Annotated in this window: 17 protein-coding genes and 2 pseudogenes; 12 read left to right on the top strand and 7 right to left on the bottom strand. The window is 62.4% G+C overall.

Translation table 11 applies throughout. The annotated features are described in order from the left end of the window. Window positions 1-36: 36 nt before the first annotated feature. On the bottom strand, window positions 37-216 hold the full coding sequence (locus QZ656_RS07675; RefSeq protein WP_366522124.1) for a hypothetical protein: 180 nt from the start codon (window positions 214-216) through the stop codon (window positions 37-39). Between the two features lie 934 nt (window positions 217-1,150). Here QZ656_RS07675 and QZ656_RS07680 point away from each other — a divergent pair. Then, on the top strand, window positions 1,151-1,576 hold the full coding sequence (locus QZ656_RS07680) for a hypothetical protein (RefSeq protein ID WP_291992855.1): 426 nt from the start codon (window positions 1,151-1,153) through the stop codon (window positions 1,574-1,576). 653 nt (window positions 1,577-2,229) lie between these two features. On the opposite strand, the gene QZ656_RS07685 is transcribed toward QZ656_RS07680, so the two are convergent. Further along, the gene (locus tag QZ656_RS07685) at window positions 2,230-2,604 is read right to left on the bottom strand and encodes an Hsp20/alpha crystallin family protein (protein ID WP_291992856.1); all 375 of its coding nucleotides are present in this window, start codon (window positions 2,602-2,604) and stop codon (window positions 2,230-2,232) included. Window positions 2,605-2,616: 12 nt separating this feature from the next. Next, entirely contained in the window at window positions 2,617-3,048 is a 432-nt protein-coding gene (locus tag QZ656_RS07690) for an Hsp20/alpha crystallin family protein (RefSeq protein WP_291993211.1), read from the bottom strand. 157 nt (window positions 3,049-3,205) lie between these two features. On the opposite strand from QZ656_RS07690, the gene QZ656_RS07695 reads away from it, so the two are divergent. From QZ656_RS07695 to QZ656_RS07740, 10 genes and pseudogenes are all read left to right on the top strand, one after another. Beyond that, window positions 3,206-4,162, top strand: a complete 957-nt coding sequence (locus QZ656_RS07695) for a DnaJ C-terminal domain-containing protein (protein WP_291992857.1) — start codon at window positions 3,206-3,208, stop codon at window positions 4,160-4,162. 3 nt (window positions 4,163-4,165) lie between these two features. Further along, a complete protein-coding gene (locus tag QZ656_RS07700) occupies window positions 4,166-4,474 on the top strand; it encodes a chaperone modulator CbpM (protein WP_291992858.1) in 309 nt (102 codons plus the stop codon). 286 nt (window positions 4,475-4,760) lie between these two features. After that, on the top strand, window positions 4,761-5,114 hold the full coding sequence (locus tag QZ656_RS07705) for a PepSY domain-containing protein (RefSeq protein ID WP_291992859.1): 354 nt from the start codon (window positions 4,761-4,763) through the stop codon (window positions 5,112-5,114). Between the two features lie 163 nt (window positions 5,115-5,277). Continuing rightward, window positions 5,278-6,036, top strand: a complete 759-nt coding sequence (locus QZ656_RS07710; RefSeq protein ID WP_291993212.1) for a hypothetical protein — start codon at window positions 5,278-5,280, stop codon at window positions 6,034-6,036. Window positions 6,037-6,186: 150 nt separating this feature from the next. After that, on the top strand, window positions 6,187-6,375 hold the full coding sequence (locus tag QZ656_RS07715) for a response regulator (protein WP_291992860.1): 189 nt from the start codon (window positions 6,187-6,189) through the stop codon (window positions 6,373-6,375). Window positions 6,376-6,388: 13 nt separating this feature from the next. After that, the gene (locus QZ656_RS07720; RefSeq protein WP_291992861.1) at window positions 6,389-6,814 is read left to right on the top strand and encodes an ATP-binding protein; all 426 of its coding nucleotides are present in this window, start codon (window positions 6,389-6,391) and stop codon (window positions 6,812-6,814) included. 60 nt (window positions 6,815-6,874) lie between these two features. After that, window positions 6,875-7,456 (top strand): annotated as a pseudogene (locus QZ656_RS07725) (MFS transporter); the annotation flags it as partial. Between the two features lie 197 nt (window positions 7,457-7,653). Beyond that, window positions 7,654-9,807 carry a helix-turn-helix domain-containing protein gene (locus QZ656_RS07730; RefSeq protein ID WP_291992862.1) on the top strand — a complete coding sequence of 718 codons (2,154 nt, stop codon included), beginning with the start codon at window positions 7,654-7,656 and terminating at the stop codon, window positions 9,805-9,807. 48 nt (window positions 9,808-9,855) lie between these two features. Further along, window positions 9,856-10,449 (top strand): annotated as a pseudogene (locus QZ656_RS07735) (MFS transporter); the annotation flags it as partial. 9 nt (window positions 10,450-10,458) lie between these two features. After that, a complete protein-coding gene (locus tag QZ656_RS07740) occupies window positions 10,459-12,546 on the top strand; it encodes a bifunctional DedA family/phosphatase PAP2 family protein (protein WP_291992863.1) in 2,088 nt (695 codons plus the stop codon). A gap of 19 nt (window positions 12,547-12,565) precedes the next feature. Here QZ656_RS07740 and QZ656_RS07745 read toward each other — a convergent pair whose 3' ends face one another. After that, window positions 12,566-13,315, bottom strand: a complete 750-nt coding sequence (locus QZ656_RS07745) for an ISAs1 family transposase (protein WP_291991589.1) — start codon at window positions 13,313-13,315, stop codon at window positions 12,566-12,568. Next, window positions 13,279-14,352, bottom strand: a complete 1,074-nt coding sequence (locus tag QZ656_RS07750) for a Druantia anti-phage system protein DruA (RefSeq protein ID WP_291991588.1) — start codon at window positions 14,350-14,352, stop codon at window positions 13,279-13,281. Before QZ656_RS07750 ends, QZ656_RS07745 begins: the two co-directional genes overlap by 37 nt. Before the next feature lie 171 nt (window positions 14,353-14,523). Here QZ656_RS07750 and QZ656_RS07755 point away from each other — a divergent pair, with 171 nt between their 5' ends. After that, window positions 14,524-14,751, top strand: a complete 228-nt coding sequence (locus QZ656_RS07755; protein WP_291992864.1) for a diacylglycerol kinase — start codon at window positions 14,524-14,526, stop codon at window positions 14,749-14,751. 233 nt (window positions 14,752-14,984) lie between these two features. Here the strand turns inward: QZ656_RS07755 and QZ656_RS07760 are convergent, their stop codons facing one another. After that, window positions 14,985-15,734, bottom strand: a complete 750-nt coding sequence (locus QZ656_RS07760) for an ISAs1 family transposase (protein ID WP_291991589.1) — start codon at window positions 15,732-15,734, stop codon at window positions 14,985-14,987. Then, on the bottom strand, window positions 15,698-16,771 hold the full coding sequence (locus tag QZ656_RS07765; protein ID WP_291991588.1) for a Druantia anti-phage system protein DruA: 1,074 nt from the start codon (window positions 16,769-16,771) through the stop codon (window positions 15,698-15,700). The genes QZ656_RS07760 and QZ656_RS07765 overlap by 37 nt, the downstream gene beginning before the upstream one ends. Window positions 16,772-16,877 lie beyond the last annotated feature (106 nt).

The raw sequence follows: 16,877 nt of genomic DNA on the forward strand, positions 1-16,877 counted from the left end.
GAGCCACCGTTGAGCGGCGTCGGCAAGCGGCGAAGCTCAATGGCTGTGGTAGCACTCGATTGATGGGAAGTGCGCGGCGAAACGCGTGATCCACTCGAGCGCGGCGCTATCGCCGTCGAGTTCCCGACCTTCGACGCGCAGGACTTCCTGGCGATAGTGCTCGATATGCTGAACCTGCTCCACCATACGGGTGGCGAATGCGCGATCGGTTTCCATTTCAGTGCGACCTTTTACGCGTTGGCGGTAAGCCTTCAGAGCAAAAAGCGGGCCGCAACGTCTTATGCACTCAAAAACAAATGTTTAGCCTGTTTTTGATGGGGCACGGCCGCGGCCGCTGTAAAAATTATCGACATCTTCGCCAGGAATGCGGTGGCGCCCGCGCTGGTGGTGGGCGGCAACTGCAGCGCGACGGGCAGCGGTGGCGGGAATGCAGCGGGCAGCGCTCGCCGACGGCAGGCGGTGGCGGGTCGCGGCGCGTCGTATCGCTGCCGCTGGCGCTTGATTGCTGGCAGGGCTTACAGCACCTCGGTTATCCACAGCTTGTGCACAAGCTGTGGATAGCAAGATCATCCCCAAGAGCTGTGGAAAGATCGTGGGACAGGCCTGTGGATAGCACCCGGATCCTCTGGCAGCGGCAGGTCCGGCTGAGTGTGCCTACACAATGGGCGATCCCTGCAGCGATTCACCTGTGGCGATCCGGCCCGATTCCTCTCCGGACGGGCCGATGGTGAAAGTTCGCCGGCGGCCTGGCAGGCGCTGAAGCGCCAGGCTGAAGCGTCGGCGGCGCAACTCGGCGACGCGCAGGCGAGGCTTGCCGGGCGCCACGGCGGACTCGCGGCATGCACCGACGCCGTCATTGCGAGGAGGCAAAGCCGATGCGGCAATCCAGCGCCACCCTCGGATTGACGCGCCGGCCAGGCGGATCGCCAGGGAATTGCAGCATCATGGAGCCGCCACCGCCAGTTTCCGGCGACTTCGCGTCGGCGGCAACCTTGCTTTTTCGCAAGCTGATTCTGAGAGCCTATAGCGCCCGACACCGATTCTCATGACCCACCCCCCTGAGCCAGTGCCAATCCAGCACGAGCTCGACGCGCTCGCCAGCCTGCCTGGTGGGCCTATCCCCGCGGGCGCCGGGGAAACACCGGAGCGTATGGCCAATGCGGTGGACGGATCAATCGATGCCGGAGATACAAGACGCCATGCCGACGATGGATCGTTCCATGAAAAAGATGGAACGATCCGTCCCAGCGATAGAACGATCCATGAAAAAGATGGAACAGTCCATCTCGGCGATAGAACGATCGATGAAAAAGATGGAGCGATCCATCTCGGCGATAGAAAAATCGATGAAAAAGATGCAACGGTTCATCTCGGCGATAGAGCGATCGATGAAAAATATGGAACGATCTATCCCAGCGATAGACGTTTCCATGTCGACGGTGGAAGCTTCCATCTCCCGGATGGAAATTTCCACCGCCAAGGTCGAGATTTCGCAAAACCCGCCTGGCCAACGCTTCGCCACATACCGTTGAGCCCCGTTGAGCACCGTCGAGCCCCGTCACTGCGAGGAGCGTAGCGACGCGGCAGTCCAGTAGTGGCCTCCGACGACCGCGCTGGCTCGGCCGTTGCGAACCCCTGGATTGCTTCACTCCGTTCGCAATGACGAGCTGATGCGGCGGCCCGCCTGGAGCGCTTCGCGCCGTTCGCCACGATGACCCGACGCCGTCGATTGACTTCGCCGCGTTCGCTAAACCCGCCTGGCCAACGCTTCCCCACATACCGTCGAGTCCCGTTGAGCCCCGTCGATCCCCGTCACTGCGAGGAGCGTAGCGACGCGGCAGTCCAGTGGTCGCCTCCGACGACGGCGCTGGCGCGGCCGTTGCGAACCCCTGGATTGCTTCACTTCGTTCGCAATGACGAGCTGATGCTGCCCCAGCTGGTTCCGCCCTTGCAGCTTCTCCAGCTTCGGTGTCAGCGGACCTGGCAGTTCGTCTGAATCACCTTCTGGCGCTGCCTGATCAGTGCGCGTTTTGCCAGCGGCTCAGCTGGAAAAATTATCGATATCGTCGCCAGGAATGCGGTGACGCCTGCGCTTCTGCTGAGCGGCAGCGCGGCGGGAACGCTACCGGCAGCGCTCGCCGATTGCCCGCTGTGGCGGCTCGCGGCGGGTCGTGTCGTTGCCGCCAGGATGGCCGGCAGGGCAGGGGGCGTACCCCCCGCCCTTGTGGCTTACAGCACCTTGACCTGCACCTTGCGCGCTTGCGCGTGCTCGGCCTTGGGGATCACGAGCTTCAAGACCCCGTGCTTGAACTCGGCAGCGACCTTGCTCGCGTCGAGTTCCCTGGACAGCGTGAACACCCGCCGGTAACGCGGCCGGCCGACTTCGACGTGGCTGCTCTCCATGCCTTCGGGAATTTCCAGGTCGACCTCGCCTTCGATGGTCAAGGTGTCGCCTTCGACGTGCAGCTGCAGCTTGTCCTTCGGCACGCCCGCCAGGTCGGCAAAGAGCGTGATTCCCGAAGCATCCTCGATGACGTCGACCGGCGGCAGCAGCGCCGCGTCGTCGCGGCTGTCGGCTTTGCTGACAGTGTTGGTTTCAGACATTTTCGATCCTCCTTACTGAATGGTGATGCGGCGTGCTTGAGTGTCTGCCTTGCGGCCGATGCTGATGCGCAGTACGCCATCGCGATACCGGGCTTCGACGGCGCTCGGATCGATGTCGTCGGGTAGCGTGACGACGCGGCGGAAACGGCCGGCAAAGCGCTCGTCGATATGGACGCTTGCCTTTTCGCCGGGTTGTTCCAGCTGGCGCTCGCCGGCGACGGTGAGCACGCCTTTTTCGATCTGCACGTCTAGCGTCGCCGGGTCGATTCCCGGCGCGAAGGCATAGACCTCGACGGAGCTGGCGGTGCCACCGACGTTCATCGCCGGGAAGCCGCCGCGGGCAACACCGCGAATGCTCGGGGACACGCGGAAACCCTGCTGCATTTCACGCTGCAGCCGATCCAGCTCGGCTAACACGTCGCGGGGAAAGAGAGAGCGGTACATCATGTTGAATCCTCCATGCGCTTGGCTCAGGGCGCCAGGATTGGCGCTTCCCTGACAAATTGGGGATTTTTTGCGCGACTTCAATATCTTGATATCGGACGCCGTCGCCACCATTTGCTATGGTTCGCCGATTGCAAGGATGGAGCGGGGATCGATCATGGAATTCAAGGACTACTATCAGACGCTGGGCGTCGCGCGCGACGCCACGGCCGACGAAATCAAGAAGGCCTACAGGAAGCTGGCGCGCAAGTATCACCCGGACGTTTCCAAGGAAGCCGACGCGGAAGCGCAGATGAAGAACGTCAACGAGGCCAACGCCGTACTCTCGGACGTGGAAAAGCGCGCCGCCTACGATCAGTTGGGGCGCGGCTACCGGCCTGGGCAGGAGTTCCGCCCGCCGCCTGACTGGGACGCCGGTTTCGAGTTTTCGGGCCGCGGCGCGGCGCCCGGCGAAGGCGCCGATTTCTCGGACTTCTTCGCGGAAATGTTCGGTCGCACGGGCGGCGGTGCGCGCGGTTTCGGGGGCGGGCAGCGGACGCAATTCCAGGCGCGTGGCGAGGATCATCACGCCAAGGTGCTGCTCGACATCGAGGACGCTTTCAGCGGTGCGACCCGGCAAATCTCCTTGCGCGCGCCAAAGACCGACGCGCAGGGGCGCGTGACGTTGGCGACCCGCAACTTGAACGTCAGGATTCCGGAAGGTGTGCACGCCGGCCAGATCATCCGTCTGGCCGGTCAGGGCGCGCCCGGATCCGGTGGCGCGTCGGCCGGCGACCTGATGCTGGAGGTCCAGTTCCGGCCGCACCAGCGCTTTCGTGCACACGGGCGCGACCTGCATCTGACGCTGCCCGTTGCCCCCTGGGAGGCGGCCCTCGGCGCGGCGGTCGAGGTGGACCTGCCGCAAGGCGGCGTCAAGGTACGCATCCCGGAAGGCACGCAGAGCGGACGGCAATTGCGGGTTCGCGGCAAGGGAATTCCGGGCGCTTCGCCGGGCGATCTGCTGCTCGACATCCAGGTACGGCTACCGCCAGCCGATACGGCCAGGGCGCGAGAACTCTATGAAACCATGGCGCGGGAACTGGCATTCGACCCGCGTTCGCAGGGGAGGGAATGAGCGATGCGCGACGAGGAGATCCTGACCGGTAGCCCGATCGAAGACAGCTGGCTGACTCTCGAACAAATTGCCGCTGCGTGCCCTGTCGAAACGCACTGGCTACGCTGCCGCCTGGAAGAGGGACTGATTCCGCACGCCGAGAGCGTTGCCGGCGTGTGGTGTTTTGCCAGCACCAGCGTCGTGCGGGTGCGGCGCATGCGCCAACTGGAGCGTGATTTCGACGCCGTGCCGGAGCTGGCGGCCTTGTTTGCCGACATGCTGGAAGAACTCGACGAGCTACGCGCGCGCGCCGCGAACGTCGGTCCAAGCTGAGCCCGAGCGTCGGCGGTCAGCGGACCAAGCCAGCGAGCCTGGCGGCTGTCGGAGCACGACTCTTCGCTTGTTGCGCCCGACGATTGCCGGCACGACTGACCGCTCGGGACGCTGCCAACGGGCGCCATTGCTACACGGTCCTGGCCGCCATGCCGACTCGCCAGTGAGCGTCTCGCCGTCGTCGTCGGTCTGACTCTGGCGCGGCGTTTGCTCAGTCCCAGCTAAGTCTGGCTGCGTACTCTTTGCATCACGCAACTTTCTGCGTGCAGCGAAAAGGAGTACGAACATGAACAAGACCACCAAATTGGCGATCCTCGCCACGGCAATCGCCACCCTTGGCGGCGCCGCTTACGCCGCGAAATCCGGTGAAAACGACGCCCTGGCGATCAACCAGGCAAAAATCCCCATCGCTCAGGCAATCAGCATTGCCGAGAAGCAGCACAACGGCAAGGCCAGCCAGGCCGAGTTCGAGCACACCAAACAGGGCGCGATCTATGAAGTCGAGGTTGTCGCCGGTGCCAAGGTCTTCGACGTCAAGGTCGATGCGGACAAGGGCACCATCCTGTCGTCGGCCGAGGACCTGGCCGACCGCCGCGAAGGCCACGAAGGCCGCGACGAAGAGCACGACGAAAAGGATTGAACGCTCGGCTTTTCGCCGCGCCCGCAGCTGCCGCGCGGTAGCGGCGTTCTCGGTCGCCGATGTTCTGGCCCGTCCGTTCGGCGCCTCCTGCGGCGACCGATCGTCGTCTGGCCGAGCCGGCTTGATCAACACGACAACCGTCCAGCAAGGAGAATTTGCAAGCATGACAACAACAACTGAACGCGCTTTGAGCAAAGTGCCCGAAGTGACATTGCTTTTCTGGATCATCAAGGTCGCCGCGACCACTCTCGGCGAAACGGCCGGCGACGCGGTGTCGATGTCGATGGACCTGGGCTATCTGGTCGGAACGGTCATTTTCGCGGTGATTTTTCTGGCCGCCGTGATCGCCCAGATCAAGGTCCGGAATTTCCACCCGCTGCTGTACTGGACGACCATCATCGCGACCACTACCGTGGGAACAACACTGGCCGATTTCGCCGATCGCTCGCTGGGCATCGGTTATGCCGGTGGCTCGACGCTGTTGTTGGCGCTGCTGATGGCCTCGCTCGCACTCTGGTACCGGACCTTGGGTTCGGTCGCCGTCGAGGCTATCAGCTCACCGAAAGCAGAAATGTTCTACTGGATCACGATCATGTTCTCGCAGACGCTCGGTACCGCGCTCGGAGACTGGACCGCGGGCACGGCAGGGCTGGGCTATACCGGCAGCGCGCTGGTGTTTTCTGCCCTCCTGGGGGGCGTGGCCGCCGCTTACTTCTGGACGCAAATTTCGCGCACCGCGCTGTTCTGGGCCGCTTTCATCCTGACCCGGCCGCTTGGCGCGGTAGTCGGCGACCTGCTCGACAAACCGCTAGCATCCGGTGGCCTCGCACTGAGCCGGTATAGCGCATCGGCAGTACTCATCGCCTTCGTTTTGTCGATGCTCCTGCTGTTCAAGCAACGCCCCGCCCAGCGAGCTCATTGATGCACGGGTGTTACGTCCGCCGCCGTCGGTTTCAACGCACACCGTTGACGATTTTCGGAAGGAGTCTGTCGCCCGGGTGCAGGCCTTCTGGCATGATGGTCTTTGCCGGGCGCTCGGGTGCGCGCTGAAGCGTTTTACGCAGGGGGTGCGATGCGACTTCTGCTTGTCAAAGACGATCGGATGATGGGCGAAGCCGTGGCAGCGGCGCTGCAGGACGCGGCCCATGCCGTCGATTGGCTACGCGACGGACAGGTGGCGATTGATGCCCGCATAGTTCATCACCACGATATCGTACTGCTCGATCGTGGTTTGCCGAAGACAGATGGCCTGCAGGTGTAGCGCATCGTTCGCGGTGGCAAAAGCAGTCGCTGTCGACGGCAAGACGGTGCCTTTGTCGGGGCGCGAATTCGCCCTTTTGCATGCCCTGATGACCTTGGTGCGGAATCTCGTGGACGATGCAATCAACTACACGCCAGCGGGTGGCCGGTTCGACCTGCCCAGCGCCGTCGAAGGAGAGGGGGCTGTCATAGAGGTCAGCGACAACGGGCCCGGGGTCGCTCCGAGCGAGCGGGCACTGGTGTTCGAGCCGTTTCACCGGGTGTTGGGAAGTGACGAATCCGGCTCGGGACTCGGGCTCTCGATTGTCAAGGCGATCACTGATCGCTGCGCAGCTTCGCTCGCGCTGGACTACACGGACGTCGCCCAGTCCTCTGGATTGCGCGTGACGGTCTCCTTCCGCGGATCGGGGCGAAATGCCGACACGATCACTCAGCGCTAAGCGAGGGCTTGGTCGGACAGCGTGGCCGAGCATTGCGACCCTGGCCTCAGCGGTTAAAAAATGATCGCCGAAGCGCCGTCACGTCGAATCCCACCCGGCATATGGGTGCTCGGCTTGGTCAGCATGTTGATGGACATTTCTTCGGAAATGATCCACAGCCTGCTGCCGCTGTTCATGGTCACAAGCTTGGGGGCGAGTGCCTTCGTGGTTGGCCTGATTGAAGGTTTGGCCGAGGCTACGGCGTTGATCGTCAAGATCTTCTCGGGCGCACTGAGCGACTATCTTGGCCAACGCAAGGGCCTGGCCGTGTTTGGCTACGCGCTTGGAGCGCTGACCAAGCCGCTGTTCGCCATCGCTTCGTCGACCGGTCTCGTGCTCACAGCCCGTCTGCTCGATCGCGCTGGCAAGGGCATCCGTGGGGCACCGCGCGATGCCTTGGTGGCAGATATCGCACCCGCACATTTGCGCGGCGCGGCGTTCGGCCTGCGTCAGTCGCTCGACACCGTGGGCGCATTTCTTGGCCCTCTGCTGGCGGTGGGCCTGATGCTGATCTGGGCCAACGATTTCCGCGCGGTGTTCTGGGTGGCGGTGATCCCGGGGTTGATGGCGGTTGCCCTGCTGTTCTTCGGCCTGCGCGAACCTGAACACCAACTGCAGATTTCCTGATCCCGGCCGGGAATGTAGATAGAATTCCGGAATTGCACGTGGCACTTTATTTTGACGGCCATGATTTTCTTATGGCATAAACCAAGCTTCGCTAGGAGTGCAAGGAGGAGCAGACGTTGAGGCAATCGTGGCTTCCAGGGTTTCCGGATGGTGCGCAGAAAGTGGGAGAAGGGTTGGCGATTCTGGAGAAGGATGGCCAAGCGATCTACTTTGTTGGGGGAGACAATTACTTCTCGCACCCCGTAGGAGACGACGCTGGCCGCAGGTTCGCTCTGACCAGCCTGATGGAGAACGGGCACGTCAAGGCGGTCGAACTGGAAAGGCCACCGCTGTGCATCCCGCACCGCACGCTGATGAACTGGGTGGGACAAAGCCGCAAAGCCGGGCCATCGTCTTTCTTTCGACCGGCGGCGGCGAGCCGGCCGCGGATCATGACGCCGGACAAGAGTGCCGAATGCGCGCGGCTGTTGAGCGAGGGAAAGCGTCCTGCCGAAGTGGCACGGCAGGTGGGCGTCCAGGAGTGGACGCTGCGCAAGGCGATCCGGCGCCAGGGCGTGCCGCAGTTGGCCGCCTTGCCGCAAGAGGCAGGGGAGTTGGAAGCGGCGAGCACCAAGAGTGAGCGCAGCCGGGCGGATGCGGAAGCCGCCGCGGGGATGGGCACCGCCTGCACGCGCGCCGACGAGCGGATCCAAACGGCGCTGGGATTGGCGACCGGTGCGACGACGCGCTTCGAAGCGAGCCACGATGTGGCGATGGGGGGGCTGTTGGCCGGCTTGCCGGCCTTGTGCGCGAACGGGCTACTGACCGGCCTGGATCGCCATCTCAAGCTGCCCCGGGGATTCTACAGCGCCTTGCACATCCTTCTCGTCCTCGGCTTCATGGCCCTGGGGCGAATCAAGCGGCCGGAACATCTGCGACAAACCTCGCCCGGAGAACTCGGCAAAGTCATCGGCCTGGACCGGGTACCGGAAGTCCGCACCCTGCGGGAAAAGGTCCATCTGCTGGCCAAGACGGGTGACCCGGCAGCCTGGATGCGGGATCTCGCGAAGCTCTGGATGGAAAGCGAGCCAGAAGAAGCGGGTTACCTGTATGTCGATGGTCATGTTCGGGTGTATCACGGCGAGCAGGCCAGGCTGTCGAAGCGCTACGTCTCGCGCGAACGCCTGTGCCTGCGGGGCACCACCGACTACTGGGTTAACGATGCCCTGGGTCGCCCGTTCTTTGTGGTTTCGCAGCCGCTCAATGACGGACTCGCCGAGACCCTGCTCAAGGACATCGTCCCCCAACTGCTGGAGATTGTCCCGGGACAGCCGACGCCGGCCGAACTGGACGCCGACCCGACCCTGCACCGGTTTGTCATGGTCTTCGATCGGGAAGGGGCCACCCAGAGTCTCCTCGGCAGACTCTGGAAACAGCGCATCGGCGCACTGACCTACCGCAAGAACGTCAAGGACCTCTGGTCCGAAGAGGTGTTTCAGGAACAGGAAGTCCATCTGCCGGCAGGCGGCAGCACCGGGATGAAACTCGCCATGCGCGAAACCCGACTCGGCACAGGCGATGGCAGCCTGGCCGTGAGCGAAGTTCGTCGGCTGACCCAGACGGGACATCAAACAGCCGTGATCACGACCGCCCGGCAACTCGGAAACACCACCATCGCTGGGCGGATGTTCGCCCGTTGGTGCCAGGAAAACTACTTCGCGTACATGATGGAACATTATGATATTGATGGGCTTATCGAGTACGGAGACGACTCTCTTCCCGGCACTCACCAGGTCGTTAACCCCCGCTGGCGGGAACTCGACAAGGCCGTCAGGCAAACCCGCCAGAGCGAAAGAAAACTGCAGGCCGCAATCGCCAGGACGGCCTTGAACGACGGCGGCGAAATCCAGAAAAACGCCGAGTCTGTCGAAGCACTGCAGGCCGTTCAGGAGGAGCTCAAGCGACTTTGCGCGGCGCGCAAGGCAAGCCCCCGAAAGGTGACGATCGACAGTCTGCCCGAGGCCGAGCGACCGACCCAACTGCCGCCGCTGAACAAGATGCTCTGCGATACCGTGAAAATGGTCGCCTACCGGGCCGAGACCGCCATGGTGGCGCTATTGCGCCGCCACTTGAAGAAGGAGGACGACGCACGTGCGCTCATTCGCGAATTGTTCGTTTCTTCCGCTGACATCGAACCGAACGCGCTAGCCAACACCCTGACCATCAAAATTCACCGGATGGCCAGCCCAGCTCATGATCGCGCTATCGCCGCGCTCCTCGAGGAACTCACCCTGCAAGATTTTCCGCATCCGGAAACCGGGGCAAGAATGACCTTCACTCTTGTCTGAAGTGCCAACCCGGTTTCCTCCGAGATCAGGAAATCTGAACTGACGGCGAAGCGCAGCAATCCGATTCGGCGAGAGAACCTGAAACGGCTGGGTGCTTCGTATTGGTGGGTCGTGAGCATCGGCGCCGTGTTCACCATGGCTCGTTTCAGCGAGGCATTTCTCGTTCTACGTGCGCAGCAGAGCGGCATACCGCTGGCCCTGGTGCCGTTGCTCATGGTGGCGATGAATGTCGTCTATGCCGCGTCGGCCTACCCGTTTGGCAGGCTTTCCGATCGGCTGAGCCACAAGAAGCTGCTGGCACTTGGGATGATCGTCCTGATCGCCGCCGACTTGGTATTGGCCAGCGGCGTCCACTGGGCTGTCGTGCTTGCCGGTGTCGCCCTCTGGGGCATCCACATGGGCATCACTCAAGGCTTGCTGGCGACGATGGTTGCCGACACCGCTCCGGCCGACTTGCGCGGCACGGCGTTCGGGTTCTTCAGCCTGGTAAGCGGACTGGCGATGCTGCCGGCCAGCGTGCTGGCGGGGCTGCTGTGGGATCGGTTCGGCGCGTCATTTACCTTCTATGCAGGCGCGATGTTTTCCGCCCTTGCACTCCTGGGTCTGGCCTGGCAGCCAGCCATGCGAATGCGCAATGCCTAGCGTGCGGCAATGATCGAAAGACTCTTCGCCTCTATCCTGCCGTCCCTTGAGCACTTCCATTTGCTCGCTTACTGGCTGGCCTTCTTTACCGCCTTGCTCGAAACAGCATTCGTGCTTGGTTTGCTACTGCCCGGTTCGACTCTCTTGCTCATGCTTGGCGCCCTGTCGGCCAGCGGCCATCTCGATTTCGGCGATCTGCTGTGGTTTGCGGTCGCCGGCGCTGTCCTTGGCGACAATTTCAACTACTGGTTGGGCCAACGCTATGGCAACAGGTGGCTGCGTGATGGCGTGTGCTTCCTGACGCCAGATCATTTCGGGAAGGCACGCAGCTTCTTCGATCGGCATGGCGCAAAGAGTGTCTTTCTCGGGCGCTTCATCCCGAGCGTCAAGGAAATTGCGCCATTCGTGGCTGGCACTGTCGGCATGCCGCGCTACACGTTCATGCTCTGGAATGTCCTGGGTGCCATCGGCTGGGGCCTGCAGTGGGTCGGTGGCGGTTACTTGTTTGGGCAGTCGCTCAATTTGGCGCAGGCGTGGATGTCACGAGCGGGGATGGCGCTCGTCGTCGTCTTGCTGGTCTGGGCGCCGCTGTGGCTCTTGCAGCGCTTCGCCGTGCGCCATGGCGGAGCGGTATTGCAGGTGGCGGTTTCGCTCGCGCGCTCGATCGAGGCCGGCCTGGCCCGCAATCGCTATCTGCGCCGACTGGCGCGCCGCCATCCGGATGGCGTCCGTTTTTTCGTCGAGCGTGTCGATCGTGCCCATTTCAAAGGCCTGCCACTGACGCTTCTGGTACTGGCATTTGCCTTCGCCCTGGCCTTGTTCGCGGGCATTGCCGAGGACGTTGTCAACTCCGACCCAATCGTCGCGCTCGACCATGCCGCTGCCCAGTTGATCGCAGCGTTTCGCACGCCCGCGGTCGTCTCCCCGGCGTTGTGGATTACCAGCCTCGGCGAGCCAGCGGTCGTCGGAGCCCTACTCGCGGTGGCCTGCCTGGTGCTCTGGCTGGCGAACCTGAACTACGCTGTCGCGGGCTTGCTGCTGTCCAGCCTTGGTGCAACGGCGTTCAGCTCGCTGGCCAAACTGGCCTTTCAGCGACCTCGGCCGGTTGCGGCTCTGTTGCTCGAATCGTCCTGGTCCTTCCCGAGTGGGCACGCCACCGCAGCCGTTGCCGTCTACGGTTTCCTGGGCTATCTCTTGATCCGCGGCAGCTCGACGTGGAAGACACAGGTGAGGCTATTCTTTGCCACCGGTGCCCTGATCGTGCTGGTCGGCCTGAGCCGCATCGTGCTCGGCGTGCATTATCTGAGCGATGTCTGGGCGGGCTACCTGATTGGAACTCTTTGGCTGATTGTCGGCATCAGCCTGAGCGAGGTCCTGACTGCCAGCGGCCGCATCAGCTGGCATGCTCCGAGCGTCCCGTGGCGAAGGACGGCGGCTCGCGGCCTCGCGTTTGTCGCCGCTGTCGGGTGCCTCGCCTATGCGTCTACCCGCAGGCTGCCGGCGGTTGCGCAGGTGACCGAGTTGAGCATCGAGCTCGATCGCCCGCTCGCCGAGCTGTTGCGCAGCCAGGCGCTCGCCAGCACGCTGACGATGCTTGGCCGGCCCGAGCAAGCGCTGAGCTTCGCCATCATCGAAGCGAACGCCGATGCCTTGTCCGCCCGCCTGCGTCGGTCGGGATGGCTGGCCGCCGACAAAGCCGATGCGCAGAACATGCTGCGTCTCGCCCGGCAAGGCCTGGATTACACCACGGCACCGCTGGCACCGGCTTTCTGGAACGGCCAGATGAACGACCTGGCGTTCGAACGGCCGCTTCAACAGGCAGAGAAGAAAGTGGTGGCGACCGTTCGTGTCTGGACCACGCCTTACCGGATCGGCCAGGATCGTCTATTCGTCGGCGTGGTGCGCGAATACGATGGCATTCACTGGGGCGTGTTGCACACGATTTTGCCTGACGTGGATGCGGCGGCTGAAGGTTTCGTCGAGTCGCTCAAGAGCCCTGGACAGCGATTAGACGCTTGCCTGCGACCATTGCTCGCGCCGATGGTCGGCAGCTACCTGATGGGCGGCCGTTTCTTCACCCGTGGGCAGTCACGGTAAATTTGTTCTCGTGCCGGGATCAAGGTGATACGTGGCCTGTAGAATTTTTGGTCATGCGCAGGTAGTCGAAGACCAATCGGATGTTGCGGTTGAGGTGGCGCATTTTTTCGGAAATGCTGGTTTTGCCGTCGGAGAAGTGGTGCAGGATTCCGACGGCAAAGCGGCGCAGGCGTGACATGTTCTCGGGTCCGTAACCAGTCCGAATACGGCTACGGTCCTCGTCGTAGTTCCAGTCGATGACGTAGTGACAGCGGTTCTCTATCGACCAATGGCCGCGATTGATGGCGAGGATTTGCTGTGGGCTGGCCTGTTCTGGAGGGCGACTGGTGATCCCGAGAGCGATTTCGTGCGTCCGCTTGCCGCTCTTCTTGTGCAGCACTTCGCGCTCGATCAAGAACACCTGGCCGACATACGGGAAGTCGAGATAGGCGTTGAGGGCATTGCTGCACCAAATACGCCGAGTCTCGATCCGACCATGGTCAGGTGGCGAAACCGCCACGAAGTCTGCCCCCTTCCGATCCTGGAAGAGGAGCGCGATATCGGCTTGCAGTGTTGGCTGATTGCCTTTGACCGTGAAGTGATAGTGCGCCTTGCGCTCCACCAGGTAGGTCGCCAGCTTGCGCTGTGTCAGTAGCGCGTCGGCGGTGATGTCCTTGCCCTGAATATCGATCGCATCGAGCAGGGGTATGAACATCCCGATTTCATTGGTCTGCTTGAGCTCGTCCCCGCCATTTACGGGCAAGGTGCCGACTTTTTTTGGGTGTGACACACGCCGGTCTGATGCCCGACCACGCTCATGATGTGTGCTTGCTGACCGTGCTCGTCATGGGCATTGCGCATGGTCTTGCCGTCGACCGCCAGACTGGGGTCGTCTTGAGCATAGGCCTTGTTCCACTGCTGACACGCTTGATCGAGCGCCATGGGATCGACACGGATCAGGACGTCACGAATGATGAACTCGCTGGGTACGCGGTAAACGCCCTTCTCGCGACGACAGCGGAAACGCTCGCGTGCTTTCGGTGTGAGGTCTTTGGCCCACCCGGCGATGGCTTTGTAGCCCCGCATTCCGCACAAGACCGCCGCCGTGGCGATGGCCAGAACGGCAGGAAGGGGGTGACGCCTTCCTTGCGCGCGCCGCGGGTCGGCGATGCCGGCAAAGAAATCGGGAAGCGTGCGCATCTGTTCGGCGGTGAGCATCATCCTGGGCGCTCCTGTGCGATAGCGGGGGTTGAGTATCGAGCGGGAAAGTTGGCCGCGAGCGTCCGCCTGCAAGGGGCGAACAAAGACAACTTTGGGCGACGTCGGGTGGGCGCTGTAGCCTTCTCGGGTGCGGCGAAAGCCTTGCGTCAGCCCCAGAGGCGTCCAGTTCGCGGCGCGATAGACGGTCCCCTGGAAGCGCGAGGGGTCCACAAAGGTCTCCAGCAGTAACAGCGGCTTCCCGAAATGCGCCTGCCAATCCTCGGCGACCCGTCGCTCGCACAGCGAGAGCACCTTGGAGCCGAGATTGGGGTAATGCCAATCGGGAAGGATCAGAAAGCGACTGTTGTTGGCGACCAGGCCCAAGCGATCGTACTGATGCCGATAGTCCCAGCCGATCCAGCGGTCACGAACGCCGCATTTCCAGGCCGCCGCAGAGAAACTCAGCAGGGCCGTCCACTTTTCGCCGTAGGTGGCCACGTACCAAAGCGTGTGCCCGATCTTCGCCAGGTCGCCCAGGTAGTGATGCTCTGCCATCAACTCCCGATAGCGAGCCTCTTCGCTCTTGCCCACCAAGCGAACACGCAATGCACCAAGAACGCTTTCCATGCGCCATTTATACGGACTTCCGGCGCAGATGTCCAGGGGGAAGAACTAACTGCTTGATTGCCCGTGCGTTGCCTGAGAGGACAAATCCACCCTGCGTGGGCAGTTGTGGCTGCTTGACCCGGGCGACCACAGCGACCTCGCATGGCTGTGTGGCCAGCAAGGGCCAGGACCATGAAAAACCAGTCCTTCGCAAAGAAACTACGCAATGCTCTCGTCGGCATCGGCTTGGCGTGGACCGAGGAACGGAATTTCCGTGTGCATGTGGCGCTCGGCCTCGCCACCCTGCTCGCCTTCGCGGTGCTTCGACCCACCGCCTTGTGGTGGGCTTTCATCGTGCTGTGCAGCGCGCTCGTGCTCGCCGCGCCTTTACTGACGTTATCGCAGATTGGTGCTGGCTAGCCGCCGGTAGTCCCTTGCGTGGCGCAGGCGTGCCGCAACGCGACTTGTCGTTCCCGGAGGGGCGCGTAGCCAGGTCTGGAATGCGCTCCTTCAAGCCTTCCGGCGCAGGCGCGCCTGTTGGTGGCCCACTCTTCAGTGCCGCTCCGAATGCGCTAGATTCGCGCGCAGCGGTCGGCAAGAATTTCAGCTGCCGGAAATCGCTGCCTCACGGTAAATTTGTTCTCGTGCCGGGATCAAGGTGATACGTGGCCTGTAGAATTTTTGGTCATGCGCAGGTAGTCGAAGACCAATCGGATGTTGCGGTTGAGGTGGCGCATTTTTTCGGAAATGCTGGTTTTGCCGTCGGAGAAGTGGTGCAGGATTCCGACGGCAAAGCGGCGCAGGCGTGACATGTTCTCGGGTCCGTAACCAGTCCGAATACGGCTACGGTCCTCGTCGTAGTTCCAGTCGATGACGTAGTGACAGCGGTTCTCTATCGACCAATGGCCGCGATTGATGGCGAGGATTTGCTGTGGGCTGGCCTGTTCTGGAGGGCGACTGGTGATCCCGAGAGCGATTTCGTGCGTCCGCTTGCCGCTCTTCTTGTGCAGCACTTCGCGCTCGATCAAGAACACCTGGCCGACATACGGGAAGTCGAGATAGGCGTTGAGGGCATTGCTGCACCAAATACGCCGAGTCTCGATCCGACCATGGTCAGGTGGCGAAACCGCCACGAAGTCTGCCCCCTTCCGATCCTGGAAGAGGAGCGCGATATCGGCTTGCAGTGTTGGCTGATTGCCTTTGACCGTGAAGTGATAGTGCGCCTTGCGCTCCACCAGGTAGGTCGCCAGCTTGCGCTGTGTCAGTAGCGCGTCGGCGGTGATGTCCTTGCCCTGAATATCGATCGCATCGAGCAGGGGTATGAACATCCCGATTTCATTGGTCTGCTTGAGCTCGTCCCCGCCATTTACGGGCAAGGTGCCGACTTTTTTTGGGTGTGACACACGCCGGTCTGATGCCCGACCACGCTCATGATGTGTGCTTGCTGACCGTGCTCGTCATGGGCATTGCGCATGGTCTTGCCGTCGACCGCCAGACTGGGGTCGTCTTGAGCATAGGCCTTGTTCCACTGCTGACACGCTTGATCGAGCGCCATGGGATCGACACGGATCAGGACGTCACGAATGATGAACTCGCTGGGTACGCGGTAAACGCCCTTCTCGCGACGACAGCGGAAACGCTCGCGTGCTTTCGGTGTGAGGTCTTTGGCCCACCCGGCGATGGCTTTGTAGCCCCGCATTCCGCACAAGACCGCCGCCGTGGCGATGGCCAGAACGGCAGGAAGGGGGTGACGCCTTCCTTGCGCGCGCCGCGGGTCGGCGATGCCGGCAAAGAAATCGGGAAGCGTGCGCATCTGTTCGGCGGTGAGCATCATCCTGGGCGCTCCTGTGCGATAGCGGGGGTTGAGTATCGAGCGGGAAAGTTGGCCGCGAGCGTCCGCCTGCAAGGGGCGAACAAAGACAACTTTGGGCGACGTCGGGTGGGCGCTGTAGCCTTCTCGGGTGCGGCGAAAGCCTTGCGTCAGCCCCAGAGGCGTCCAGTTCGCGGCGCGATAGACGGTCCCCTGGAAGCGCGAGGGGTCCACAAAGGTCTCCAGCAGTAACAGCGGCTTCCCGAAATGCGCCTGCCAATCCTCGGCGACCCGTCGCTCGCACAGCGAGAGCACCTTGGAGCCGAGATTGGGGTAATGCCAATCGGGAAGGATCAGAAAGCGACTGTTGTTGGCGACCAGGCCCAAGCGATCGTACTGATGCCGATAGTCCCAGCCGATCCAGCGGTCACGAACGCCGCATTTCCAGGCCGCCGCAGAGAAACTCAGCAGGGCCGTCCACTTTTCGCCGTAGGTGGCCACGTACCAAAGCGTGTGCCCGATCTTCGCCAGGTCGCCCAGGTAGTGATGCTCTGCCATCAACTCCCGATAGCGAGCCTCTTCGCTCTTGCCCACCAAGCGAACACGCAATGCACCAAGAACGCTTTCCATGCGCCATTTATACGGACTTCCGGCGCAGATGTCCAGGGGGAAGAACTAACTGCTTGATTGCCCGTGCGTTGCCTGAGAGGACAAATCCACCCTGATCGCTGCGTTG

This window comes from Candidatus Accumulibacter sp. ACC003 (assembly GCF_907163085.1).
GTDB lineage: Bacteria > Pseudomonadota > Gammaproteobacteria > Burkholderiales > Rhodocyclaceae > Accumulibacter.